The organism is Paludibacillus litoralis, assembly GCF_037646705.1.
GTDB lineage: Bacteria > Pseudomonadota > Alphaproteobacteria > Rhodobacterales > Rhodobacteraceae > Pikeienuella > Pikeienuella litoralis.
In genome coordinates, this window is record NZ_JBBHER010000007.1 from 114598 (window position 1) to 136731 (window position 22134).

Here is a 22134-nt window from a genome sequence, read left to right on the forward strand (position 1 = left end):
GCGAGGACCTGTCTGCTCTTTGCTGGCGGGCGCGAGAGTCGAAATAAATGAATGGCGAGTCAACAATCATTTTCGCCGGATCTTCGCTCGCGCCCGCCCCTCGCTTACGCCGCCACGCCTTCCTTCGACCGCACCGGCAGGCCGATGCCGCCCTCCGAGGCGAGCTGCGGAACCGGCCCGGTCCCGTCGCCGTCGCCCTCGTAGAGAAGCCCGTGCTGAAGCCGGAGCGGCTTGGTCGTCTCGCCGTAGTTGAGCGGCCCCATCGCCGCGTAGCGCCACATGGTCCCGGCGGCCCATGTCCCGGCCGCGCGCGTCAGCACCACGCTGGAGCCGACGATCTCCGCGCTGAACTCCGGCGAGGCGGAGGCGGCGGAGGCGCCGTTGCTCCAGGTCGCCCCGCCATCCTCGGAGACCTCGAAGCCCTGAACCGTGGTCCAGCCCGCCGGCGGCGTCACGCCGGCGATGCTCCACGCGGTTTGCAGCGTCCCGCCATTCGGCAGCGTGGCCGGGATGGTGATGGTCGCGCCGGAGCGCACCGCCGTTCCCAGCGTCGGGTCGGTCGCGCCGGAGATGCCGAGCGCGCGGAACCCGGTCTCGGCCATGCGGATCAACAGGCGCTCGCTCCCGTAGGGAACGGCGCGGTCCTGATGGGTGTTTCCGCCCGCCTCCAGCACGAAGCCGGGGATCTCGGGGCCGTAAACAAGCCCCTCATCCGCGCACCACGCCTCCATCTCCTTATTGATGTTGTAGGCCGACACCGGCTGGAACCAGAACGTTGACGGATTAGACGCGAGAGGGCCGACCTCGCCCTTCGAGAAATGCGGGGTGATCGGAGAGATCGCGAAGGTGGTCTCCGGCGGGAAATCGCCCCCCTGAATATGGTGATCCACCGAGTAGGTCTGCGTGGTCGGCGCGGCTCCCTTCCAGAGAGGATCGAGGAAATTCCCGGCCTGATCCGGCACCGACAACTGAGCGGTCCCCCAGTTCATGACGACCGCGCCGGAGGTCGGCTTCGCGAGGTCCAGCACCCGCACGAGGTCCGACCAGTTCCGCCGCGTGTCGCTGTCGTCCAGAAGCCACGCGACGCCGGTTCCGCTCTCGGCGAGGGAGATGATCCGCACCGGCGCGTCCGTGACCGTCTCCGCGTAGGACGCCATGGCGGCGAGCCCGTCGGAGACGGGCCGGCCCGGCGAGATCGGCGTCTGCGAGACAATGTCGATAGGCACGGTGCCAGACCAGATCCGCTCGGCGATGGACAGCGCCGCCGTGGCGGAGGGCGTCACGCCGCGACTGGCCTCCGTCAACGCGATCTCCACCTGCGACTGGCCGAGCGGGTAGATGTCGTAGCCGACGCCGCATTCGGCCCGGCTGCGCTGAACCATGGCCGGGCTCGAAACCGGCCGCGCCTCGACATGGCCCCATCCCTTGCCGAGCGGCGCCTCCATGGTCCCCTCCCATGCGCCGCCCGCGATGGTGGAGCCCGCGAGAACGGTCCAGTCCTTCCGCACGGTTCCGTCCGCATCGAAATAGCGCGCCTCGACCTGGCCCGTCACGCCGCTCGCCTTGCCCGAGAGCGTGATCAAAGCCGTGGACGCGCCGGGCGCGACCGACCAGACATGCCCCTCGAAGACCGGATCGAGCTTGAACCACGCCGCGCCGGAGCGGGTCGGATGAATGTCGCCGCCCTTGCGGAAGCCCGAGCCGACGAAGGTGAAGGCGCCTTTCCCCGTGGGATCGGCGAAGGGCGCCGTGTTGCTCGGATCGGTGAATTTCGCGGCGTAGTGCCAGCCGGTGATCTCGGCCGCCGGGTCGGCGCCGGCGCTGATCGCCTCGCATTGCGCTTGCGTCACCGTCCCGTCGATATAGCCGAAGAAGCCGACCGAGCCGTCGAAAGCCCCGTCGCCGCCGAAGGAGACCGGCAGGCCGTCGGAGCCGCGCCCCTGCGCGCCGATCTTGAAGCCGTTCCGGAAATTCTCCTCCGGCATCGCGGCGAGCGTCGACGAGTGGAACCGGACCCCGTCCTTGTAAAGCTCGATGAAGAGATCCGATCCGACCTGACGGGCCACGGCCAGAAAATCCCGCTCCCGCCCGATGTCGATCTCCGCCCGGCGGCCCGAGCCGCTGACGCTGATGACCAGCTCATTGCCGCGCTCATCGAGATTGCGGGTCGGGCGCGCGAAGATGGAGAAGCTCTGGTTGGCGCTCCCTCCGGAATTGCCGTTGCCAAGGATGTGCGTGTTGGTCTTCATCCACCCTTTCGTCGTGTCCGACCAGCTCTGCGCGGGCATGGAGATCGACGCCATGAAACAGGCGTCGCCCGCCCACACCGTCTCGACGCCGATCGGCTTGAAATTCGGCAGCGCGATATAGGCCATGTCCGCCGATGCGGCCATCGGGTTCGAGACCGGGAAGCGCACCGACGCGCTGTCCACGGCGATGGAGGAGGGCGCGGCCTTGACGGTCACGCTGAACGCGCTGGACGCCGCGCCGCCGGAATTGGCGTACTCGACGATCACGCTGGCGTCCGCGAGCGGCGCGTCGGTCGGGATCGACACGACCCCGGCGGCGTCGATCGTCGCGCCCGCGCCCGAGACGGACCATGCGCCGCCGACCGCGCCGATGAAATCGGCGGCGGCGTCCACCGTCCGCGCGCCGCCGCCCAGGCTGAACTCCTGATCCTGAAGCCCGCCCTCTGCGAACGGCGCCTGATAGCGGACGACCGCGCCCGCGCTTGCGGCGGCGGCGCTTCCGGATTCGTTCGTGGCCGTCACCCGGACCGCGATCTCGGCCAGATCGTCCGAGGCGGCAAGGACATACGCGGCGCCGGTCGCGCCGGAGATCGGCGCGCCGTTTCGGAGCCACTGGAACGCGAAGTCCGGCGCGCCGGTCCATGTTCCCGGCTCCACATTCAGCGTTTCGCCGATCACGGCGGCGCCGATGATCGATGGCGGCGCGGTGTTCTCCGGCGCCTCGATCACCGTCGCCTCCTCGACCAGCCAGTTGAACGCGCCGACCGCTTCTCCCGCCTGATTCGAGGCGGTCACCGTCACCACGCTCGCGCCCGGGGCGGCGAACGCGCCGGTGACGACGCCCGTGGCGGGATCGATCTCGAGCCCGTCGGGCAACCCGGTCGCGGAGTAGCTCAGCGCGGCGCCCGAGAAATGAATGGAAAGGTCGAGGGGAAGCGTCATTGCATGATATCCATCTGATCGGGAATTGGGCCGAGAAGCACGGGCGCCGCCAGAGAACGGCGGACCGTCGCCACGACGCGCGCCTGCGTGACCGAAACGCCGTCGGTCACCGGGATCGAAGCCGCGGTCGACACGCTCTCGCCTTCCGCGAACGCGTCGCCGAGCCCCTTGCGGTCAAATAAGATTTCGATCTTCGATCCCGATGTCGCGAGGGTGAAGAGCCCTCCCTGGTCGCCGGGCGCGTCGACCGTGTCCCCGCCGACAAGGGAGACCGGGCCGTCGGCGCCGGCGGCGCGGATTTCACCGATGACCGCTGGCGCGGCGTCATGCGCGACCACAGCGGAGAACGAGGCGGTGAAGCCCGAGTGACACTGGAGCACTATGAAGGCTGGAATCGGGATGATTTGCATCTTGCGCCCTCAGCTGACGACGACTGCGTGGATCCCGTCAGCGGTCGTCCCGGTCGCGTGAACCGCCCTGACGCCGCAAAGCAGCCAGCCGAAATCCGGCACCGCCACGGTCCGGCTTTCACCTTTCTGGCTGACGAACGCGATCGTGCCGCCGATTTCGGCGTAAAGGGCGATGGCGACGTCTTTCAACGACTCCGTATCGGACGGAGTGACCGGCGCGTAATCGATTCCCGGTCCGGACAGAGCCGAGGACCGGCGCGAAAAAGGGTTGGTCATCTTGCGGCCTCCATTGCGCCGCGGCTAGAGGGATAGCGTGCGACGAGCTTCAGAAGGCGGAACTATTCACAAATTGAGCTAATATTTTCTTATACCAGCGCGCGTTGCGCGCAACAGCGGCCGCAATCCGGCCGGCGCGGGCAGTATGAAAATAGATTCAGTAGGCTCTCTTCTGGAAAAGAAGCACAAAACCCGTCATGAAGAGAATTCTGAGGTCGAACAGAAGAGACCAGTTCTCCGCATAGTAGATGTCATAGCGGATGCGCTCCTCCATCATGTCCAGCGTCTCGGTCTCGCCGCGAAGCCCGTTCACCTGCGCCCAACCGGTGATTCCCGGCTTCACCTTGTGCCGGGTGAAGTAGCCGCGGATTCGCCTCCCGTATTCCTCGTTATGGCTGAGCGCGTGCGGGCGCGGCCCGACCAGAGACATCGAACCGTTCAGAACATTCAGCAACTGGGGCAACTCGTCGATCGAGGTCGCGCGGATGATGCGGCCGACCCGCGTCACGCGCGGGTCGCCCTTCGTCGCCTGCCGCACCGCGCCATCCCCGTCGCCGCACTGATACATGGAGCGGAACTTGTAGATCTTGAACACGCGGTTGTTGAAGCCGAGCCGCTTCTGCATGAAGAAAACCGGCCCCTTGGGGTCGTCGATCTTGATCGCGATCGCCACGAGGATCAGCAGCGGGCTGAACGCCAGGAGCGCCACGCTGGCGAACAGATAATCCTCCAGGCTCTTCATGAGCGAGCTCCAGCCGGAAATCGGCCGGCGCTCGACCTCGAACATCGACAGATGCGACAGCGAGCCCAGAACAGGCCGGAACCGAAGCCGGAATCCGACCAGATCGCTGGAGATATGGACGTTGACGGGCAATTCCTTCAATTGCTCGACGATCCGGACCAGCTTCAGATCCTCATTCCAGGGCAGCGCGATGACGACATCGTCGATCAGCCCGGCCCGAACATCCTTGAGCAGCCGGTCGGAGCCGCCCGCTATCCTGCGCCCGCCGATCTCGCCGGAGGCGTCGTCGGAGTCGTCGGCGTAAACGCCGATCACCCTGGTGAAATACGGCTGAACCTCGTCGATCCGCGACAGGAAGCGCCGCGCCTGCTCGCCGCCGCCGAGAACGACAAGGCTGCGGCTGCCCCGGCCCGACCGGGCGAGGCGGCGGAGCGTGAAATAGACCAGCATGCGCATCGCCAGAATCGCGACGATGCTGAACCCGGCGAACGCGATCACCCATTTGAGGTTGAACTTCCCGGAATCGTCCAATGCGAAGATGACGGTCAGGAAAAACAGGAACGCGGTCACGATCCCCGCGATGATCGCATCCGAGAAATGGATCGGCCGCATGAGCGCGTCGAGTTCGTAAAGCCCGGCGCGCTGAAACAGCAGAAAGGTTATGAAGCAGATGAAGACGGTGGCGAAAAGATACTGATTGGCCTGTCCGTCACCCAGGATCACGAAATAGCGGCAGGTCTGAAACGCGACGCATGCGATCAGAATCGCATCGAGAACCGCGACCACGCCTGGCACGAGGGAGACCGAAAAACGCTGGCCGCTGTGTTCGAAATCGCCGGTGTCCGGTGCGCGAGGCGTCGGTTCGGGCATCAGGAACGTCTCCAAATTCACACTCGATCGCCGCGCAGACGACCCACATCATGAAACCTCTATATCATAGCGCCTTATGTCGCATGCCGACGCCGCCGGCAATCAACGTCGATTTAGAAATGAACCCCATGACGCCCCCACGTCGCAATCGGCTTCAGGGAGAAAGCGTGAAACTTCGCGAAAAGGAGACGAACACCTTGTGAGACATCGCCTCGCGGCTCGAATCCGGGACCCATCGCCCCAGATACCCGACCCGCGCCGTGACTTCGGGCGTCACCGCCAGCGAGTAGCCGAGCGACGCGTAAAGCTGGTTCTGCTCATCGCTGTTTTGCGAAAACGTCGACGCGGACACCTGCCGCGAATATCCGAACCCCATGTCGACGCCTTCGCGCCGATTGATCTGATACCGGCCCGACGCGCCGATCGTGGTCCGGGTCTCCAGTTCGCCGGTCGAGCTCGGCTCCACGCCCTGCCTCGCCGTCAGCGAAAGGCTCAGGTCTTCGCTCGCCTGATAGATCGCGGAGACGTTGGCGTTGAAGCCGATCCCCGTGCTGGTGTCGCCGGCGGCGTCTTCGGTGTCGAGGAAGCTCGCGCCGAGCAGGCCGTCCAGATAGAATCTCGGGGTGATCTGCCCGCTGACGCCGCCATTCACATCGACGACGGTGGTGTCGGAGTCCTGCGCGCCGCCGATGTCGATCCGCCTGACGCCCACCCCGCCCTGCAGGGCGATCCTCTCGTTTATCCCGTGCGATATCCCCGCATTGGCGCCGATCGTGGTGCTGGGGGAGAGGGAATCGCTGTCATCGGTGTACCGGATCACGTTGACGATCGGGTCGAACGTAAACCGGGTCCGCGGATCGAGGTCGTATCCGACGCCGAGATTCCCCAGGACCGAGATCTGGGTGGCGTCCCGATCGATCAGGTCGAGATCGGGAACGCCGGAATCGGGAAAGCCGAACTCGCTGAACGTCGTCGGCCGCACATCCGCGACGAGGCCGCCGCTCAGATCGACCGTTCCGACCCGGTGGCTGACCCGCGTGGCCAGCCTCGGGCTGATCTGGTTTGAGTCGCTGTTGTCGGAGCCGGTGAACAGGGTCCCGGTCAGTTGCGGATTGATCTCCAGCCGGGTGCGCGGCGTCTGAGAGATGATGTTGAGGCCGGCCGTGGTGACGGAGCCGAAAGCGGGGTCGTGAGACCCCGGATCGAGCCTCAGATTGCTGTCGGCTTCAAAGCGCTGGCTGAGCGTGGCGAACAGGGACCACCCATCCGCCGCGGCGGGGAACGCGGCCATCGCGATCAGGGCCGCCGCAATGAGCGGAGCGCGGCTCCGATCTCGGAGGCGGATGGTGTTCATTTCTCTGGTCCGCGCTCAATCGAACAGGCTGCGCTCGGGCACGACGATCACATCTCCATCCGCGAGCAGCGGGCCCGGCGGGACCATCTCGCCGTCCTCGAGCGCCTCGTAGTCGAAAGTCTCGACCGTCGTCACGCCGCCGGCGGAATGATGAATCTGGATGCGGCTCCGCGCGGCGAAGGGGCCGGGGCCGCCCGCGAGCGCGAGGGTCTGCATCACGGTCATCGGCTTCTTGAAGGGATACGCGCCGGGCTGGCGCACTTCGCCGACGACATAGATGACCTCCGGGATCTCCTCCCCGGCGCCCGCGTTGAGGCCGATCGCGGAGACGGTGACCGTCGGCGGAGAGACGAAGATCCCGCTGAGGCCGGCGCGGATGCGCGCCGCCAGCTCCTCGGGCGTCTTGCCCTCGGCGGTCAGCATTCCGGCGATGGGGAGCGAAATGCGCCCGTCCGGCAAAATCAGAACCTGGCGGTTGAGCGACGGATCCTCAAGAACGGTGACCTCGACGCTGTCGCCGGGCGCGAGCCGATAGAGATCGTCTCCCGGCTCGACCACCTGCGCTTGCGAAGAAGCAGCGAAGAAAGCCATGACGAAGAAGGCGCACGACATGATGATAAATCGCGGCATTTACGGTCTCCCTCTATCCGAGAGGCCGATCCCGGCCTGCGTACGGACATTCGACAATGATCATACTCTGGATCATATTATACACAAAGACTCAACCACAACTTACTATCCTGGAAATGGAAACCGGATTCGCAGTGCCGATCTGCCACAACGCCCGGCGCGCGATCGTCAGGCGGCGGATCCGGCGCGGCGCCGCCCGATGGCGGGCGGAGATCGAACGCGGAGGGCCACCCCATGAGGAGAATTGCGGCGCGCACGCTCAGCGCGACGGCGTTCGCGCCGTTCGGCGACGTGATCGGGCTGAAGGCGAAGCCCGACAAGCTGATCAATCAGGGGCTTTGCGGGCGCCACCATGATCTCGCCCGGCTGGATTTCGGCGACGGGCGCGCCGGCGTCAGTCTCTTCGACGCGGCGCCGCGCGCGCTTCCCTATCGGCTGGAGATGATGGAGCGCCATCCCGAAGGCTCGCAGGCGTTCCTGCCGATGAGCCTCAGCCCCTTTCTGGTGATCGTCGCCGAAGACGCGGCCGGCGCGCCGGGCCGGCCGGCGGCCTTCCTCACCGCGCCGGGCGAGGGCGTGAACTTCCACCCGAACGTCTGGCACGGCGTCCTGACCCCGCTGAGCGCGCCGGGCCTCTTCGCGGTGATCGACCGCATCGGCCCCGGCGCCAATCTCGAGGAGCACTGGTTCGAGACGCCGTGGCTGATCGGGAGCGCCAAGTGAACAGGGGCGGGCCGCAAGGCGCGCCCCGCCCGCGTCACGTCCGCGCCGCTCCCCGCGTCGCCGCGACGTAAACCACCGTCGCCGCAAGGGCGTAGACGAAGTTGAGCCCCAGCACCCAAAGCCAGGGCGCCGTCGCGCCGAACACCGTCTTGGCGAGGATCGAGGGAATCACCGTCAGCGCCGCGAGCGCCGCCGCCCAGGCCTGCGCCCCGGACATCCGGACGAAGATCGGCGCCAGCAGGGCGGCGACGATGATCGCCACCGCCTCGCGCCCGAAGCTGAGGATCAGCGGGGCGAGCGGCGCGCCGAACGCCAGCATGATCGCGATCGAGTTTGCGATCGCGCCGGCGACGCCCGCCACGACGATGGCGACGATGATGCGGGTGGTGAACATGGCGTGCGCTCCCTGAGCCGGCTGGCCGCCCAGGCGCCGTCAGCCGCGCGCGATCCTGCGCCCGGCCCGGCGCCGGGTCAACGTCCGCCGACGCGCCCCAGAACGCCCGAACCGAGCCGCCGCCGCATATTTGGCTCTTGAGATTTCGCGGGAATTCACGTCTATGCGGCGCAGATAGCGTAAGGATCCGGCGAAACTCAGGCGGCTCATTCGGCCGCCGACCCGCCGGGCGCCCCCTGAAACATGCACACATCGCACTGCCGGAGCGTCTTGCGAAAGACATTTCGACAAAGGGTATTGGACTTTCATGATCTCACTCTCCGACTACCGCCGCCAATGGTTCGGCAATATCCGCGGCGATGTGCTGGCGGGCGTCGTCGTCGCTCTGGCGCTGATTCCCGAGGCGATCGCCTTCTCCATCATCGCCGGCGTGGACCCGAAAGTGGGGCTCTACGCCTCCTTCTCGATCGCGGTGATCATCGCCTTCACCGGCGGGCGGCCCGGCATGATCTCGGCCGCCACCGCCGCCACCGCCGTCCTCATGGTGACGCTGGTGAAGGAGTACGGCCTCGAATATCTGCTCGCGGCCACCGTCCTCGCGGGGCTGCTTCAGATCGGCGCCGGCCTGCTCAAGCTCGGCCGCTTCATGCGCTACGTGTCGAAATCGGTGATGACCGGCTTCGTGAACGCGCTGGCCCTCCTCATCTTCATGGCGCAGCTCCCGGAGCTGAACCTGAACAATCCCGGCGTCACCTGGCTGACCTTCGCGCTTCTGGCGGCGGGGCTGGCCATCATCTACCTCTTTCCGCGCATCACGACCGCGGTGCCCTCGCCGCTCGTCACCATCATCGTGCTGACCGTGGTGGTGGTGGTCATGGGCTGGGACGTCCGCACCGTGGGGGACATGGGGGCGCTGCCGGACACGTTGCCGGTCTTCCTGATCCCCGAGGTGCCGCTGACCTTCGAGACCCTGCTGATCATCTTCCCCTATTCGGCGGGCGTCGCGGTCGTCGGGCTCCTCGAAAGCCTGATGACCCAGAACATCGTCGACGATCTGACCGACACCAAATCCAGCCGGAACATGGAATGCATCGGTCAGGGCGTCGCCAACACGGCGACGGGGTTCATCGGCGGGATGGCCGGCTGCGCCATGATCGGCCAGTCGATCATCAACGTGAAATCCGGCGGACGCGGGCGCCTGTCGGCGTTCACGGCGGGCGCGTTCCTCCTGGTCCTGATCGTCGGGCTCGGCGACCTTGTGGCGCGGATTCCGATGCCGGCGCTGGTCGCCATCATGATCATGGTCTCCATCGGCACCTTCTCCTGGTCCTCGATCAAGAATCTGAGAACGCATCCGCGCTCGTCGTCCATCGTGATGATCGCGACGGTGGCCACCGTGGTCTACACCCACAATCTCGCCATCGGCGTGCTGGTCGGCGTGCTGCTCTCCGGGATCTTCTTCGCCGGAAAGATCGCCCAGCTGTTCCGCGTATCCTCGACCCTCTCCGCCGACGGGCGCGAGCGGACCTATGTGCTCGAGGGGCAGCTTTTCTACGGATCGGCCGAGGATTTCGCGAACGCGTTCGATTTCCGCGAGGCGCTCGACCGCGTGATCATCGACGTCAGCCGGGCGCATATCTGGGATATCAGCTCGGTTCAGGCGCTGGACATGGCGATCCTCAAGTTGCGCCGCGAGGGCGCGGATGTTCAGGTGGTCGGCATGAACGAAGCGTCCGAAACCCTCGTCGACAATCTCGCCATCCATGACAAGCATGGCGCGGTGGACACGCTGATGGGGCATTGAGGGGGAACGACATGAGCAAGATACTCGCGCTGCTGGACGGCTCCGCCTATTCCGAGAGCGTCTGCCACCACACGGCGTGGATCGCGAAGAAGCTGAACGCCGGCGTCGAGGCGATGCACGTCCTCGGCCGCCGCGAAGGCGCGACCTCAACCGACCTCTCGGGCGCCTTGCGCCTCGGCGCCCGGTCGGCGCTGCTGCAGGAGCTCGCGGCTCTCGATGAGCAGCGGGCCAAGCTGGCCCAGGCCAAGGGCCACGCCATTCTCGAGGACGCGAAGGCCATCCTGGAGCGGGACGGGGTCCCGGAGGTGAACCTGCGGCTGCGCAAGGGCGACCTTCTGGAGGCGCTCAGCGAGGTGGAGCAGGACATCCGCGCGATCACCATCGGCAAGCGGGGCGAGGGCTCGGGCTTCGCCGCCGGGCATCTCGGCTCGAATCTGGAGCGGATCGCGCGCACCTCGAAGGTCCCGGTTTTCGTCGCCTCGCGCGAGTTCCGGCCGATCTCCAGGGTTCTCGTCGCCTATGACGGCAGCCCCAGCGCCAGAACCGCCATCGGGCGCATGGCGACGAGCCCCGTCTTCAAGGATCTCGACATCTGCGTCCTCTGCATCGGCCAGGACGAGGCCCGCGCCCTGGCCACGGCCGAAGAAGCGGTCGCGACGCTTCGCGGCGCCGGCGTCGTCGCGGCGCCGCGCGCGGCCGCCGGCGAGCCGGGGGCGGTTCTCGGCGCGCTGGTTCAGAACGAAGGCTTCAATCTTCTGGTCATGGGCGCCTACGGCCACAGCCGGATCCGCAGCCTGATCATCGGCTCGACGACGACGGAGATGATCCGGACCGCGAGGATCCCGGTGCTCCTCTACCGGTGACGGCCCGGGCGGCGGCCGGGCGATCGGGCGCCGCGTTCAGCCTTCGGGCGGATCGGCGCCGAAGGCCCCTTGCGCCGCCAGCCGGTCGAGCGTCCCCTGATCCACGCCGACCTCGCGCAGCGCCTCGAAGGTGTCGGATCCGAGCCGCGGCGCCGGGCGCGCGACCGTGCAGGGGGTGGCGTGGAACTTCATCGGAAAGCCCAGCATCCGCACCGGGCCGCGGCCCGGATGCTCGACATCCATCGCCATGTTCTGCGCCAGGACCTGCGGGTCGGAGAACACCTGATCGAAATCCTGCACCCGCCCGCACGGCACCCCGGCGGCGTTCAGCCGCTCGATCCAGTGATCGCCTCCATGATCGGCCAGCTTCGCCTCGATCAGCCGCTTGAGGGCGGGGCGCCGGCCGAAGCGTTTTTCATTGGTGTCGAAGCGCGGATCGTCCAGCAGCCATTCCAGCCCCAGAACCGTCAGGAAGCGGCGCAGGATGGCGTCGTTCGACGGCGCGACCGCGATCTCGCCGTCGGCGGCGGCGTAGAGCCCGTAGGGCGCGACCAGCGGATGATCGTTGCCGGTGCGCACGGGCGCGCGGCCGGTCGCGAAATACTCGGAGGCGAGATAGGCCATCAGGCTGATGATCGCGTTCATCAGCGACACCTCGACCGCCTGCCCCTTGCCGCTCACGTCGCGCCCGCGGAGGGCGGCCGTGACGGCCAGCGCCGCGTAAAGCCCGGCCACCAGGTCGGTGATCGGCAGCGCGGTGCGCATCGGCGGCGACCCCTCGGGGCCGTTCACGGCCATGAAACCGCTCATCGCCTGCACCACGAAATCGAAGGCGGGGCGGTCGGCGTAAGGCCCGGTCGAGCCATAGCCGTTGACGCTGGCCACGATCAGGCGCGGATTGAGCGCGTTCAGCGTTTCGGCGTCCAGCCCCAGCTTGGCGAGCGTGCCGGGGCGAAAATTCTCGACCAGCACATCGGCGTCCGCGAGCAGGCGGCGCAGCGCCTCCTTGCCCGCGTCGGTGTAAAGATCCAGCACCACCGACCGCTTGTTGCGGTTGAACGCGGCGAAATACCAGGAATGGCCGTCGCGGAAGGCCCCCTGCGCGCGCACAGGGTCGCCGGCGGGCGATTCGACCTTGACCACGTCGGCCCCCAGATCGCCCAGCAGCATCGAGCAGAACGGCCCCGAGAGAACCCGCGTCAGGTCGATCACCCGGATGCCGGCGAGCGGCGCCGCCGGTTCAGCCACGGGCCGTGCGCGCCGAGTCCATCGGGGCGGTCTGCAGGCGCGGCCCGGCCTTCATCACCTGCCCGGGCAGCTCGCGCCCGACGATGCGCTCCGCCAGTTGCGCCGCCGCGATCAGACCGGCGAGATCGAGGCCCGTCTCCACGCCGCTTTCCGCCAGCATGTAGGCCAGGTCCTCGGTGCAGACATTGCCGGTGGCGCGCGGCACGAACGGGCAGCCGCCAAGCCCGCCGATGCTGGATTCATAGCGCGTGACGCCCTCCTGCAGCCCCACCCACGCGCAGACCAGCCCGACGCCGCGCGTGTTGTGGAAATGCAGGGCGATGTCGATATCGGGGATCGCGGCGCGGAGGGCGCGGCAGCGTTCCGCCACCAGCGGCGGCGTCGCCATGCCGGTGGTGTCGCCAAGCGTGACGCGCGTGACGCCGAGATCGCGGTATCCGCGCGCCATCTCCACGACGTCGGCCACCGGCACCGCGCCCTCGAACGGGCATCCGAAGGCGGTGGCGATGGCGCCCTGCGCCGCGACGCCGCCCGCCTCGGCGATGCGGACCACCTCCGCGAACCCGGCCAGCGACTCGGCGCGGCTGGCGTTCACGTTCTTGCGGTTATGGCTTTCCGACGCCGAGGCGAAGAGCACCATCGCGTCCACGCCGGCCCGGACCGCGCGTTCGGCCCCGCGCGCGTTCGGGACCAGCGCGCTCATGTGGACGCCGTCGCGCTCGCGAAACGCCGCCAGAACCTCCTCGGCGTCGCGAAGCTGGGGCACCGCGCGGGGCGAGACGAAGGAGGTGATCTCGAAACTGCGCGCCCCCGCGGCGATCAGCGCGCGGACCAGGTCGATCTTGCGCTCGGTGGGGATGAACACCGCCTCCGACTGCAGCCCGTCGCGCGGGCCGACCTCGGTGATCTCGACGCGGCGGGGCGCTGTTTCATGCAGGGGAGATTGGCTCATCCGCGGCCTCCGGAAGATGGAAACAGGATACGCCGCCGGGGTAGCAGCCCGGGCGCGCCGGATCAATCACGCGGCGCGTTGTCAGCGCGCGGCAAATGTGCAGGAATGCGCGGATCATCGCGTCTGCGACGCTTGAAAGGGAGGATCTCATGAGCAGGATCGTTACGGGACTGCAATCGCTGGGGGCGGCGACGCTGCTCGCGCTGTCGCTACAGGCCGCGCCCGCGCAGGCCGCCGTCGAATGCATCGCGCCGGCGGACCCCGGGGGCGGATGGGATTTCACCTGCCGCACCGTGGGGCGGCTGCTGACCGAGCTCGCCATCGTCGACGGCAACGTCCAGGTGGTCAACATGCCCGGCGGCGTGGGCGCGGTGGCCTTCGCCAATGTCGCCTCCAAACGCGCCGACGATCCCGACCTGCTGGTCGCGACCTCGACCGTGGGAATCACCCAGATCGCCCAGGGCAAATACCCCGGCGGCGTGGACGACATGCGGTTCATCGCGATGCTCGGCGCGGATGTGGGCGTGATCGCGGTCCCCGCCGACAGCGAATACGCCACCACCGCCGATCTGCTGGCGGCGATGAAGGCGGACCCGACCTCCGTCGTGACCGCAGGCTCCAGCGGCGCGGGCGGCTGGGATCATATCCGCCTGTTGCAGCTGGCGCAGGCCGGCGGCGTCGCGGAGCTGAACAAGCTGCGCTGGGTCCAGTTCGACGGGGGCGGCCCCGCCGTGACCCAGATGCTGGGCGGACAGGTCGATGCGGTCTCGACCGATCTCGGCGAGATCGCGGGCTTCGTCGAATCCGGCGACATCAAGATCCTCGCCGCCCTGTCGGACGACCCGATCCCCGCCTTTCCGGACATCCCCACCGCGATCAGCCAGGGCTATGACGTCACCGGCTACAACTGGCGCGGCTTCTACACCGGCGGCGACGTCTCGGACGAGGCCTATCAGAAATGGGTCGACGATCTGAAGACGCTCTACGACTCGGAAGAGTGGAAGACGGCCGCGACCTCGAGCGGGCTGATCCCGATCTGGCGCGGCGGCGACGAATTCGTCGCTTACGTGGCGGAGCAGGACGAGACGATGGCGGAAATCTCGCGCGAGATCGGCGTCATCAAGTGAGCGACCGGGTCGCAGGGCTGATCCTGTTCGTCATATCGGGCGTCTATGTCTGGTTGGCGGGCGGGTACACGGCGGGTTTCGGAGACCCGCTCGGCCCTGCGGCCTTTCCGCGGATCATCGGCGTCCCGGCGATGGCGCTGAGCGCGCTGCTGGTCATCTGGCCGGGGCCCGAGCCCGAGTGGGCGCGCGGCGGCCGGCTTCTTCGGCAGGGGGCGGCGCTGGCGGTGCTGCTCGGCTATGCGCTGTTGCTCGAGCCGCTGGGCTTCGTCCTCTCCACCTTGCTCGCCATCGCGGCGCTGGCGCTGCTGATGCGCGCGCCGCCGCGCGCGGCGCTGCTCTCCGGCGCCGCCGTCGCGCCGGCGCTCTGGCTCTTGTTCGACCGGGTGCTCGGGCTGCCGCTGCCGCTGGCCGGATCGTGGCTGAGCTGACGCATGGAGACGGTTTCACTCCTCATAGACGGGTTCGGCGTCGCGCTCCTGCCGCTGAACCTGACGTTGATCCTCGCCGGCTGTTTCGTCGGCACGCTGATCGGGGCGCTGCCGGGGCTCGGCCCGGTCAATGGCGTGGCGATCCTGATTCCGCTCACCTTCGCCTTCGGCCTTGACGCCACCTCGTCGCTGATCCTGCTCAGCGCCGTCTATTACGGCTGCATGTATGGCGGGCGGATCAGCTCGATCATGCTGAACATCCCCGGCGACGAGCCGGCGATCATGACCACGCTCGACGGCTATCCGATGGCGCGCGCGGGCAAGGCGCCCGAGGCGCTGGCGATTTCGGGCGTCGCCTCGTTCATCGGGGCGACGCTGGCGACCGTCGGGCTGACGCTGTTCGCGCCGCTGCTGGCCAAGGCCGCGATCTATTTCGGGCCGGCCGACTATTTCGCGCTCTACATCATGGCCTTCGCCACCATCGGCGGCATCGGCGGCGTGGACCCGCGCAAGACCTTGCTGGCGGCGATGCTCGGGCTGATGCTGGGCGCCGTGGGGCTGGACCCGGGCACCGGCGTGGCGCGCTACACGTTCGGCCTCTACCAGTTTTACGACGGGTTCGACGTGATCGTGGCGCTGGTCGGGCTGTTCGCGATCTCCGAGATCCTGATGTTCATGGAGAGCCCGCTCCGCGAAAAGCTGCTGCCGCAGATCGGCCGCGTGCTGCCGCGCTGGTCCACGCTCCGGGGCGCGTTCGGCGCGAGTCTGCGCGGCTCGGGGATCGGGTTCATCGCCGGATTGCTGCCGGGCGCGGGCGCGTCGCTCGGCGCGGTGATGTCCTATACGGCGGAAAAGCGCCTCAACGACAAGGACGGAACCTTCGGCAAGGGCGACCCGCGCGGCGTCGCCGCCCCCGAGGCCGGGAACAACGCCGCCTCGGGCGGCGCGCTGATCCCGATGCTGACGCTGGGGGTGCCGGGCTCAGGCACCACGGCGGTGATGCTGGCGATGCTGATCTCGCTCAACGTGCAGCCCGGCCCGCTCCTGTTCGAGCGTCAGCCGGGCCTGGTCTGGGGGCTGATCGCCTCGCTCTATCTGGCGAACATCGCGCTTTTGATCCTCAACATTCCGCTGATCGGCGTCTTCACCCGGCTGATGCGCCTGCCGGCCTGGTTCCTGATGCCCTTCGTGGTGGCGATCAGCTTCATCGGCATCTACGCCATCAGCCGCTCGCCCACCGATCTGCTGGTGATGGTCGCGTTCGGCGTGCTGGGCTTCGTGCTGCGCAAGCTGGACGTGTCGCTGGTGCCGGTGGTGCTGGGCCTCCTGCTGGGCGTGGACATGGAGAACAATCTCCGCCGGGCGCTGTCGATCTCGGGCGGGGACTGGACCGTGCTGGTCTCCAGCCCGATCGCGCTCTCGCTCTACGCCGTGACCGCCGCGTTCCTCGGCCTCTCGATCTGGCTGTCGACGCGCCGCGCCAAGCCCCGCGCGCCGGCGCTGGGGGATTGACCTTCGGGCGCCCGCCGGGGGCGCCGAAGGCGCGTTGCGCTCACGAATCTTAACAACTCTCAGTAGTATTCACCTCGAATTCAGGCGCTTTTGGGGCGATATCGACTTGAAAAAAGGCCAGATTCGCGCTAAATCCTCGCGAAAGGGATTCTTGTAGCGTTTGTTCCGTTTCGACTTGTGAACTTCGAAAGTAGGCGTTGGCCCCATCCGCTTATCGATGGGGCGGAACTGATGGGGATCAACTCAATGAGTTATGGAAGATTATCGGCCGCCGGCCTGGCGGCGGCGATGCTGGCGTGCGGCGCGGCTGGCGGCGCAAGCGCGGCGACGCAGACATGCATGAGCGGCAGCGGCAACTCAGGAGCGACGTTCATGCTGTCCGACGCCACGGCGGCGGCGTGCTTCACCGGGAACGACACCAACCAGATCGACAGCGACTTTTCGCTGTTCGGCATGACCGGCTGGGTTCTCGCCGACAAGAACGACGGCGCGGACGGCGACGACGCGATTAGATTCACCGACGCGCCGACCAACGGCGCCAAGTCCGGCGACTGGACCATCAGCTCGGTCGCCGGCCTCCTGAACGTCGCGATCACCTTGAAGGCGGGCAACGGCTTCGGCGCATTCCTGCTGGACCTCGACGACCTGACGCCCCTGTCCGGGCTTTGGACATCGTCCAAGGGCCTGTCGCACGCGTCGATCTACTACAACGGGACCGTCTCGGCGGTGCCGCTGCCCGCCGCGCTGCCGCTCCTGCTCGCGGCGATCGGCGGCCTCGCATTCGTCGGCCGCCGCCGCAGAGCCTGACCGGCCGCTGAAATCGAACACGCCAACGGAAACGGCGCCTCGCGAGGGGCGCCGTTTTTCACGCCCGCCCGCCTCGCCTCTGGTTCGGGAGCGGACGCAAGGGCGCGGGCGATATCCGCGCCGCGCCCAAGCGACAGCTTCACCGGAAGTCGCTGATCTCGCGGCGCTTGAGCCGCCGCAAAAGCAGATGCAGCGCGTTCAGGGCGATCATCGCGACGCCGCCAAGCTCCATCAGCCAATTCATGCGAACCCCGCCGATCTCATAGCCTAGGAACTGGTCGAAATGGTGGAATCCGGCGGCGCGAATGGCGATGAACGCGAGCAGGAAGACCAGCCCGATCAGCGCAAGCCACATATCGGCCAGCTCCCGCCGCATCGTCCAGGTCAGCGCCGCCGCCGCCAACAGGCTCGCCCCGATGATCGAGAAGATGACCCTGACCTGAAAAGGCCGGCGCTCGCCATACCAGCCTTGAGCCTTGGCCACGCACCGGCCCGCGGCCGTCAACGCCGATTGCAGATCGAGCTGCTTGTTGACCGCCAGCGCGAGAAGAAGCGCCGTCAGCCCCAGCCAGAACACCCGCTCTCTCCCGGCGAGCCCCCGGACAACCAGCGCCGCCAACACCCCCGCCGCGAGATAGGCGGCCACGGTCGCCCAGCCCATCACGGTCGGGTCGCCGATGGTCGGCGACCAGGTCGAGAAAACGCAGGCTGCAAGGTCGGCTATCTTCAAACCATGTTCCAGTCCGGGATTGTCGTGGCGCCGAGCGAACGGTCAGACAAAAGCGGGCGCATTCTCACCGCGATGAACGAGCCGACCTTTGCTCTCGCCGTGAGATATTCCGTCGACAGACAAATTTCGGTATACTGTGCCTAGACTAAGCCCCTCCCTGCACGAAAAGCGACCGCAGATGAATCGAATAAAATATCTGCGGGCCGAGCGCCGCTGGGGACAAGCGAAGCTTGCAGAATCCGCCGACATTCGTGTCGCTACGGTTTCTGAACTGGAGAACGGCAAGGGCAATCCTCGCCTGAGCACGTTGGTAGCCGTCGCGAGAGCGCTAAGTGTCTCTGTCTCAGATCTTTTTGATTCCAACGACGATCCTGAGGCAAGGGCGCTCACCTCCGCGATTCACGGCCTCGCTCCGGCGACCCGCACGGCCATTGAAACGATCATTCGCAATTCACGCCAGACTGTAGCCGCCAAGTCTGGCGTTACCGCTCACGCGATGGAAATGAGTGGCTTCGCCAACAGGTTAACCGCGCTTCTCGATAAGCTACGTATGTCTCGCGCCGATTTGGCGCGAGCGACAGACATTCCGTACCATCGGCTCAATCGGTGGTTCGTCAGGCCCGACTCAAAGCCCAATGGCCCGGATCTGCTCGCGGTCTCGCAGGCTCTCGGCGTATCGGAGCACTACCTGATCAACGGCGGCGAACTCAGGCCGTATGACGTCTGCGAATCTCTCGTGCGGCGCGTTCGAGAACTTGACGAAGAAGACACGCGTCAGGTGGCGCAATTTCTGGATTTTCTTGCGTCTCGCGGATCGCCGACTGGCGGTCGCTGATCGCGGCCCCCCGCACCCCTTTACCCCGCCGCCAATACCGCCGACAAAGCCCCCAAACCTCTCACACCCACGGGAAAAGGAGCATTTGCAATGGACCTGAACGTGTATCTGGCCGGCGAGATTCATTCCGATTGGCGCGACGCGATCATCGCGGCCTGCGACGGGCTCGATATCGAATGGGCGGGGCCGGTGACCGATCACGCCGCCTCGGACGATTGCGGGGTCGAGATCTTCGGGGCGGAGGCGGACAAGTTCTGGCATGACCGCAAGGGCGCGCTTCTGAACGCGGTCCGCACCCGCACCGGGATCGAGCGGTGCGACGTGCTGGTCGTCTGCTTCGGCGAGAAATACAAGCAATGGAACGCGGCGTTCGACGCGGGCTACGCCGCGGCGCTCGGCAAGCCGATCATCACCCTCCATCCGCCCGAGCACGATCATGCGCTGAAGGAGGTGGACGCCGCCGCCAACGCCGTCGCGCGGACGCCGGGCGAGGTGGCGCGGGCGCTGCGCTACGTCACCGCGTCGACGCTCTGAGCGGGGGGCGGGGCGCGCTGAACGCGCCGCGCCGGGGAGGCGCCGATTCGGCCCCGCGGGCCTTTACCCCGCCGCCGTTAACGCGGAGAAAGGCGGGGCGGCGCAGCGGCTCGCGCCTGGAACCAACCGGAGGGACACGAGATGAAGGAAGCTTTTCTCTGCGAGGGCGTGCGCACGCCGATCGGGCGCTATGGCGGCGCGCTCTCGTCGATCCGCACCGATGATCTTGGCGCGCACGCGATCCGCGCGCTGATGGCCCGCGCGCCGAACCTGCCCGGCGCCGCCATCGACGACGTGATCTTCGGCGACGCCAACCAGGCCGGCGAGGACAACCGCAACGTCGCGCGCATGGCCGCGCTGCTGGCCGGCCTGCCGGACACCGTGCCCGGCGCCACGATCAACCGGCTTTGCGGCTCCGGCCTCAACGCGCTCGGGCTCGCGGCGCAGGCGATCCGCGGCGGCGAGGCCGAGGTGATCATCGCCGGCGGCGTCGAGAGCATGTCGCGCGCCCCCTTCGTGCAGGCGAAGCCGGATTCCGCCTTCTCCCGCCGGGCCGAGATCTATGACACCACCATCGGCTGGCGCTTCGTCAACAAGCGGATGAAGGCCGAATACGGCGTCGATTCGATGCCGGAGACGGCCGAGAACGTCGCCGCCGAATTCCAGATCAGCCGCGCCGATCAGGACGCCTTCGCCCTCCGGAGCCAGCAACGCGCCCTCGCCGCCCGCGCCAGCGGCCGCTTCGCCATGGAGATCGCCCCGGTCTCCGTTCCCCGGCGCAAGGGCGACCCGATCCTCGTCGAGCATGACGAGCACCCGCGCGAGACCACGCTGGAGAAGCTCGCCGCGCTCCCGACCCCGTTCCGCGAGGGCGGCACCGTGACCGCCGGCAACGCCTCCGGCGTCAATGACGGCGCCGCCGCGCTGATCGTCGCCTCGGCCGCGGCGGTGGAGAAATACGGGCTCACGCCCATCGCCCGCGTCACCGGCATGGCCGTCGCCGGGGTTCCGCCCCGGATCATGGGCATGGGGCCGGCGCCCGCCTCGGAGAAGCTGATGGCGCGGCTCGGCCTCTCCATCGGCGAGATCGACATCGTGGAGCTGAACGAGGCGTTCGCGGCGCAGGGCCTCGCGGTGATGCGCCAGCTCGGCCTCCCCGACGACGCCGAGCATGTGAACCCCAATGGCGGCGCCATCGCGCTCGGCCATCCGCTCGGCATGTCGGGCGCCCGGCTCGCGCTCACCGCCGCGATCGAGCTGCGCGAACGCGGTCTGAAACGCGCGCTCTGCACCATGTGCATCGGCGTCGGCCAGGGCATCGCCTTGATGATGGAGGCCGCCTGAGCCGCCGCGATAAGTTGATATCCGGTTAACGCAAAACAGGAAACACTGTAATAACAACAAGATAGGAAAGTTATCGCACGCGATAACGCGCGATATCCTCTCCGCCCCGCGCCCCGCGCGGGGCGGAATCGCTTTGAGATCGCTCTCCCTCCGGCTACCCTCCCGACATGGCGCTCAACCATGAGGGGCGCCCCAGGAACGCCATCGCCCGCGCCCTCCTCCCCCGGAAAGGCGCGGCCGCTGGGAGAGGGAGACGCACATGACGTTGACGAAGATTCTCACATTCGCCGCCGCCGCCGCCTTCGCTTTTCAGGCCGACGCGCAAGGGGTCAACGACAAGCCCCTGACCGAGAACTGGGCGCCGAGCGAATGGGGCGCGGACGACACCGCCGGCTCCGTGAACCGCACCACGCCCGAGATGGTGATGAAGGCCGTCGGCCTCGTGAAACAGGGCAAGGTCGCCACCCTCGGCAAGATCTACGCCGGCGACGCGCCGAACTTCGGCAGCCGCGTCTGGCGGATGACGATCCCCGGCCTGCCGACCGGCGGCCCCTACGGCGATCATCAGCTGGTCTACAACGACGAATATCTGGCCGCCGAGATCGGCCAGATCGGCACCCAGTTCGACGGCCCCGGCCATATCGGCGTCATCACCTCGAAGGGCACGTTCTTCTATAACGGCCGCATCCTTGAAGACGACCCCTCGATCAACGCCTACGGCATGGGCCCGCTCGGCGTCGAGCATGTGGCCGACAAGGGCTTCGTCTGCCGCGGCGTCCTGCTGGACGCGGTCGCGTACAAGGGCGGCCAGCTGCCGATCCCGAAGGGCGGCGTCGGCGATCCCGGCATCGTCAGCGACGCGGACGTGAAGGCGATGATCGAGGCGCAAGGCGTCGCCCCGCTCGGCGAGGGCGACTGCGTCTTCCTCTACACCGGCCACGGCGACCTCTGGCACCCGACGAACTGGGACACGTTCGACGCGGCGGAGAAGGCCCGGCGCGCCGAGGAGTTCAAATCCGGCGAGCCGGGATTCGGGCTCTCCGCCTGCGAATACATGGCCGAGCGGAAGATCATCCTGACCGGCGCCGACACCTGGGCGACCGAGGCCGTGCCGGGCGAGAACCCGGGCGACCCATTCGAGTGCCACCTCAACCTGCAAACGAAGCGCGGCGTCTGGAACATCGAGAATCTGGACCTCAGCCAGCTCGTCGCCGACAAGGCCTATGAGTTCCTCTTCGTCTGGTCGCCGCTGAAGATGAAGGGCGCCACCGGCTCCCCCGGCAATCCGATCGCGCTCTACTGACCGGACGCCTCCCGGAAACAGGCCTCCGCCGGCCCCCCGCCGGCGGAGAATTCACCG

General features: G+C 67.5%; 21 protein-coding genes. 11 read left to right on the plus strand and 10 right to left on the minus strand.

Annotated features, from left to right (window positions below; translation table 11 throughout):
- Window positions 1–104: 104 nt before the first annotated feature.
- The 6 genes from WG921_RS13370 to WG921_RS13395 all read right to left on the minus strand — a co-directional run bounded on the left by WG921_RS13370 (window position 105) and on the right by WG921_RS13395 (window position 7473).
- Complete coding sequence (locus WG921_RS13370) at window positions 105–3191, minus strand: Ig domain-containing protein (protein WP_340109743.1); 3087 nt, start codon at window positions 3189–3191, stop codon at window positions 105–107.
- The gene (locus tag WG921_RS13375; protein WP_340109744.1) at window positions 3188–3601 is read right to left on the minus strand and encodes a hypothetical protein; all 414 of its coding nucleotides are present in this window, start codon (window positions 3599–3601) and stop codon (window positions 3188–3190) included. Before WG921_RS13375 ends, WG921_RS13370 begins: the two co-directional genes overlap by 4 nt.
- 9 nt (window positions 3602–3610) lie before the next feature.
- A complete protein-coding gene (locus WG921_RS13380) occupies window positions 3611–3877 on the minus strand; it encodes a spike base protein, RCAP_Rcc01079 family (RefSeq protein WP_340109745.1) in 267 nt (88 codons plus the stop codon).
- Window positions 3878–4034: 157 nt separating this feature from the next.
- The gene (locus tag WG921_RS13385) at window positions 4035–5489 is read right to left on the minus strand and encodes an undecaprenyl-phosphate glucose phosphotransferase (RefSeq protein ID WP_340109746.1); all 1455 of its coding nucleotides are present in this window, start codon (window positions 5487–5489) and stop codon (window positions 4035–4037) included.
- 154 nt (window positions 5490–5643) lie between these two features.
- On the minus strand, window positions 5644–6843 hold the full coding sequence (locus WG921_RS13390) for a hypothetical protein (RefSeq protein WP_340109747.1): 1200 nt from the start codon (window positions 6841–6843) through the stop codon (window positions 5644–5646).
- Between the two features lie 15 nt (window positions 6844–6858).
- A complete protein-coding gene (locus WG921_RS13395; RefSeq protein WP_340109748.1) occupies window positions 6859–7473 on the minus strand; it encodes a polysaccharide biosynthesis/export family protein in 615 nt (204 codons plus the stop codon).
- 234 nt (window positions 7474–7707) lie between these two features.
- On the opposite strand from WG921_RS13395, the gene WG921_RS13400 reads away from it, so the two are divergent.
- The gene (locus WG921_RS13400; RefSeq protein WP_340109749.1) at window positions 7708–8196 is read left to right on the plus strand and encodes an ureidoglycolate lyase; all 489 of its coding nucleotides are present in this window, start codon (window positions 7708–7710) and stop codon (window positions 8194–8196) included.
- A gap of 34 nt (window positions 8197–8230) precedes the next feature.
- Here the strand turns inward: WG921_RS13400 and WG921_RS13405 are convergent, their stop codons facing one another.
- Window positions 8231–8590, minus strand: a complete 360-nt coding sequence (locus tag WG921_RS13405) for a hypothetical protein (protein WP_340109750.1) — start codon at window positions 8588–8590, stop codon at window positions 8231–8233.
- Window positions 8591–8897: 307 nt separating this feature from the next.
- Here WG921_RS13405 and WG921_RS13410 point away from each other — a divergent pair, with 307 nt between their 5' ends.
- Together WG921_RS13410 and WG921_RS13415 are read left to right on the plus strand one after the other, a co-directional pair.
- Window positions 8898–10394, plus strand: coding sequence for a SulP family inorganic anion transporter (locus WG921_RS13410; protein ID WP_340109751.1), 1497 nt, complete (start codon window positions 8898–8900; stop codon window positions 10392–10394).
- 11 nt (window positions 10395–10405) lie between these two features.
- Window positions 10406–11257 (plus strand): universal stress protein, encoded by an 852-nt coding sequence (locus tag WG921_RS13415; protein WP_340109752.1) that lies wholly within the window; start codon window positions 10406–10408, stop codon window positions 11255–11257.
- Window positions 11258–11293: 36 nt separating this feature from the next.
- On the opposite strand, the gene WG921_RS13420 is transcribed toward WG921_RS13415, so the two are convergent.
- Window positions 11294–12505: a CaiB/BaiF CoA transferase family protein gene (locus WG921_RS13420; protein ID WP_340109753.1), complete on the minus strand. Its 1212-nt coding sequence runs from the start codon at window positions 12503–12505 to the stop codon at window positions 11294–11296.
- Entirely contained in the window at window positions 12498–13457 is a 960-nt protein-coding gene (locus WG921_RS13425; protein WP_340109754.1) for a hydroxymethylglutaryl-CoA lyase, read from the minus strand. The genes WG921_RS13420 and WG921_RS13425 overlap by 8 nt, the downstream gene beginning before the upstream one ends.
- A 149-nt stretch (window positions 13458–13606) precedes the next feature.
- Between WG921_RS13425 and WG921_RS13430 the strand changes: the two genes are divergently transcribed.
- The 4 genes from WG921_RS13430 (at window position 13607) to WG921_RS13445 (ending at window position 17331) form a co-directional block, all read left to right on the plus strand.
- On the plus strand, window positions 13607–14584 hold the full coding sequence (locus WG921_RS13430) for a Bug family tripartite tricarboxylate transporter substrate binding protein (RefSeq protein ID WP_340109755.1): 978 nt from the start codon (window positions 13607–13609) through the stop codon (window positions 14582–14584).
- On the plus strand, window positions 14581–15012 hold the full coding sequence (locus WG921_RS13435) for a tripartite tricarboxylate transporter TctB family protein (protein ID WP_340109756.1): 432 nt from the start codon (window positions 14581–14583) through the stop codon (window positions 15010–15012). The genes WG921_RS13430 and WG921_RS13435 overlap by 4 nt, the downstream gene beginning before the upstream one ends.
- A 3-nt stretch (window positions 15013–15015) precedes the next feature.
- Complete coding sequence (locus WG921_RS13440) at window positions 15016–16524, plus strand: tripartite tricarboxylate transporter permease (protein WP_340109757.1); 1509 nt, start codon at window positions 15016–15018, stop codon at window positions 16522–16524.
- A gap of 246 nt (window positions 16525–16770) precedes the next feature.
- Window positions 16771–17331, plus strand: coding sequence for a VPLPA-CTERM sorting domain-containing protein (locus WG921_RS13445; RefSeq protein ID WP_340109758.1), 561 nt, complete (start codon window positions 16771–16773; stop codon window positions 17329–17331).
- Window positions 17332–17470: 139 nt separating this feature from the next.
- Here WG921_RS13445 and WG921_RS13450 read toward each other — a convergent pair whose 3' ends face one another.
- Complete coding sequence (locus WG921_RS13450) at window positions 17471–18061, minus strand: isopropylmalate isomerase (RefSeq protein WP_340109759.1); 591 nt, start codon at window positions 18059–18061, stop codon at window positions 17471–17473.
- 178 nt (window positions 18062–18239) lie between these two features.
- Between WG921_RS13450 and WG921_RS13455 the strand changes: the two genes are divergently transcribed.
- The 4 genes from WG921_RS13455 to WG921_RS13470 all read left to right on the plus strand — a co-directional run bounded on the left by WG921_RS13455 (window position 18240) and on the right by WG921_RS13470 (window position 22077).
- Window positions 18240–18896 carry a helix-turn-helix transcriptional regulator gene (locus tag WG921_RS13455; protein ID WP_340109760.1) on the plus strand — a complete coding sequence of 219 codons (657 nt, stop codon included), beginning with the start codon at window positions 18240–18242 and terminating at the stop codon, window positions 18894–18896.
- A gap of 90 nt (window positions 18897–18986) precedes the next feature.
- Window positions 18987–19430: a YtoQ family protein gene (locus tag WG921_RS13460; protein WP_340109761.1), complete on the plus strand. Its 444-nt coding sequence runs from the start codon at window positions 18987–18989 to the stop codon at window positions 19428–19430.
- Window positions 19431–19571: 141 nt separating this feature from the next.
- The gene (pcaF, locus tag WG921_RS13465; RefSeq protein WP_340109762.1) at window positions 19572–20774 is read left to right on the plus strand and encodes a 3-oxoadipyl-CoA thiolase; all 1203 of its coding nucleotides are present in this window, start codon (window positions 19572–19574) and stop codon (window positions 20772–20774) included.
- Window positions 20775–21033: 259 nt separating this feature from the next.
- Complete coding sequence (locus tag WG921_RS13470; protein ID WP_340109763.1) at window positions 21034–22077, plus strand: cyclase family protein; 1044 nt, start codon at window positions 21034–21036, stop codon at window positions 22075–22077.
- Window positions 22078–22134: the final 57 nt, after the last annotated feature.

Bases quoted from the DNA above. Each gene is read 5' to 3' on its own strand.
- WG921_RS13470 (WP_340109763.1), top strand. From the start codon at position 21,034: ATGACGTTGACGAAGATTCTCACATTCGCCGCCGCCGCCGCCTTCGCT.
- WG921_RS13380 (WP_340109745.1), bottom strand. From the start codon at position 3,877: ATGACCAACCCTTTTTCGCGCCGGTCCTCGGCTCTGTCCGGACCGGGA.
- WG921_RS13410 (WP_340109751.1), top strand. From the start codon at position 8,898: ATGATCTCACTCTCCGACTACCGCCGCCAATGGTTCGGCAATATCCGC.
- WG921_RS13440 (WP_340109757.1), top strand. From the start codon at position 15,016: ATGGAGACGGTTTCACTCCTCATAGACGGGTTCGGCGTCGCGCTCCTG.
- WG921_RS13405 (WP_340109750.1), bottom strand. From the start codon at position 8,590: ATGTTCACCACCCGCATCATCGTCGCCATCGTCGTGGCGGGCGTCGCC.
- WG921_RS13415 (WP_340109752.1), top strand. From the start codon at position 10,406: ATGAGCAAGATACTCGCGCTGCTGGACGGCTCCGCCTATTCCGAGAGC.
- WG921_RS13455 (WP_340109760.1), top strand. From the start codon at position 18,240: ATGAATCGAATAAAATATCTGCGGGCCGAGCGCCGCTGGGGACAAGCG.
- WG921_RS13430 (WP_340109755.1), top strand. From the start codon at position 13,607: ATGAGCAGGATCGTTACGGGACTGCAATCGCTGGGGGCGGCGACGCTG.
- WG921_RS13460 (WP_340109761.1), top strand. From the start codon at position 18,987: ATGGACCTGAACGTGTATCTGGCCGGCGAGATTCATTCCGATTGGCGC.
- WG921_RS13395 (WP_340109748.1), bottom strand. From the start codon at position 7,473: ATGCCGCGATTTATCATCATGTCGTGCGCCTTCTTCGTCATGGCTTTC.
- WG921_RS13390 (WP_340109747.1), bottom strand. From the start codon at position 6,843: ATGAACACCATCCGCCTCCGAGATCGGAGCCGCGCTCCGCTCATTGCG.
- WG921_RS13385 (WP_340109746.1), bottom strand. From the start codon at position 5,489: ATGCCCGAACCGACGCCTCGCGCACCGGACACCGGCGATTTCGAACAC.
- WG921_RS13425 (WP_340109754.1), bottom strand. From the start codon at position 13,457: ATGAGCCAATCTCCCCTGCATGAAACAGCGCCCCGCCGCGTCGAGATC.
- WG921_RS13445 (WP_340109758.1), top strand. From the start codon at position 16,771: ATGAGTTATGGAAGATTATCGGCCGCCGGCCTGGCGGCGGCGATGCTG.
- pcaF (WP_340109762.1), top strand. From the start codon at position 19,572: ATGAAGGAAGCTTTTCTCTGCGAGGGCGTGCGCACGCCGATCGGGCGC.
- WG921_RS13400 (WP_340109749.1), top strand. From the start codon at position 7,708: ATGAGGAGAATTGCGGCGCGCACGCTCAGCGCGACGGCGTTCGCGCCG.
- WG921_RS13375 (WP_340109744.1), bottom strand. From the start codon at position 3,601: ATGCAAATCATCCCGATTCCAGCCTTCATAGTGCTCCAGTGTCACTCG.
- WG921_RS13370 (WP_340109743.1), bottom strand. From the start codon at position 3,191: ATGACGCTTCCCCTCGACCTTTCCATTCATTTCTCGGGCGCCGCGCTG.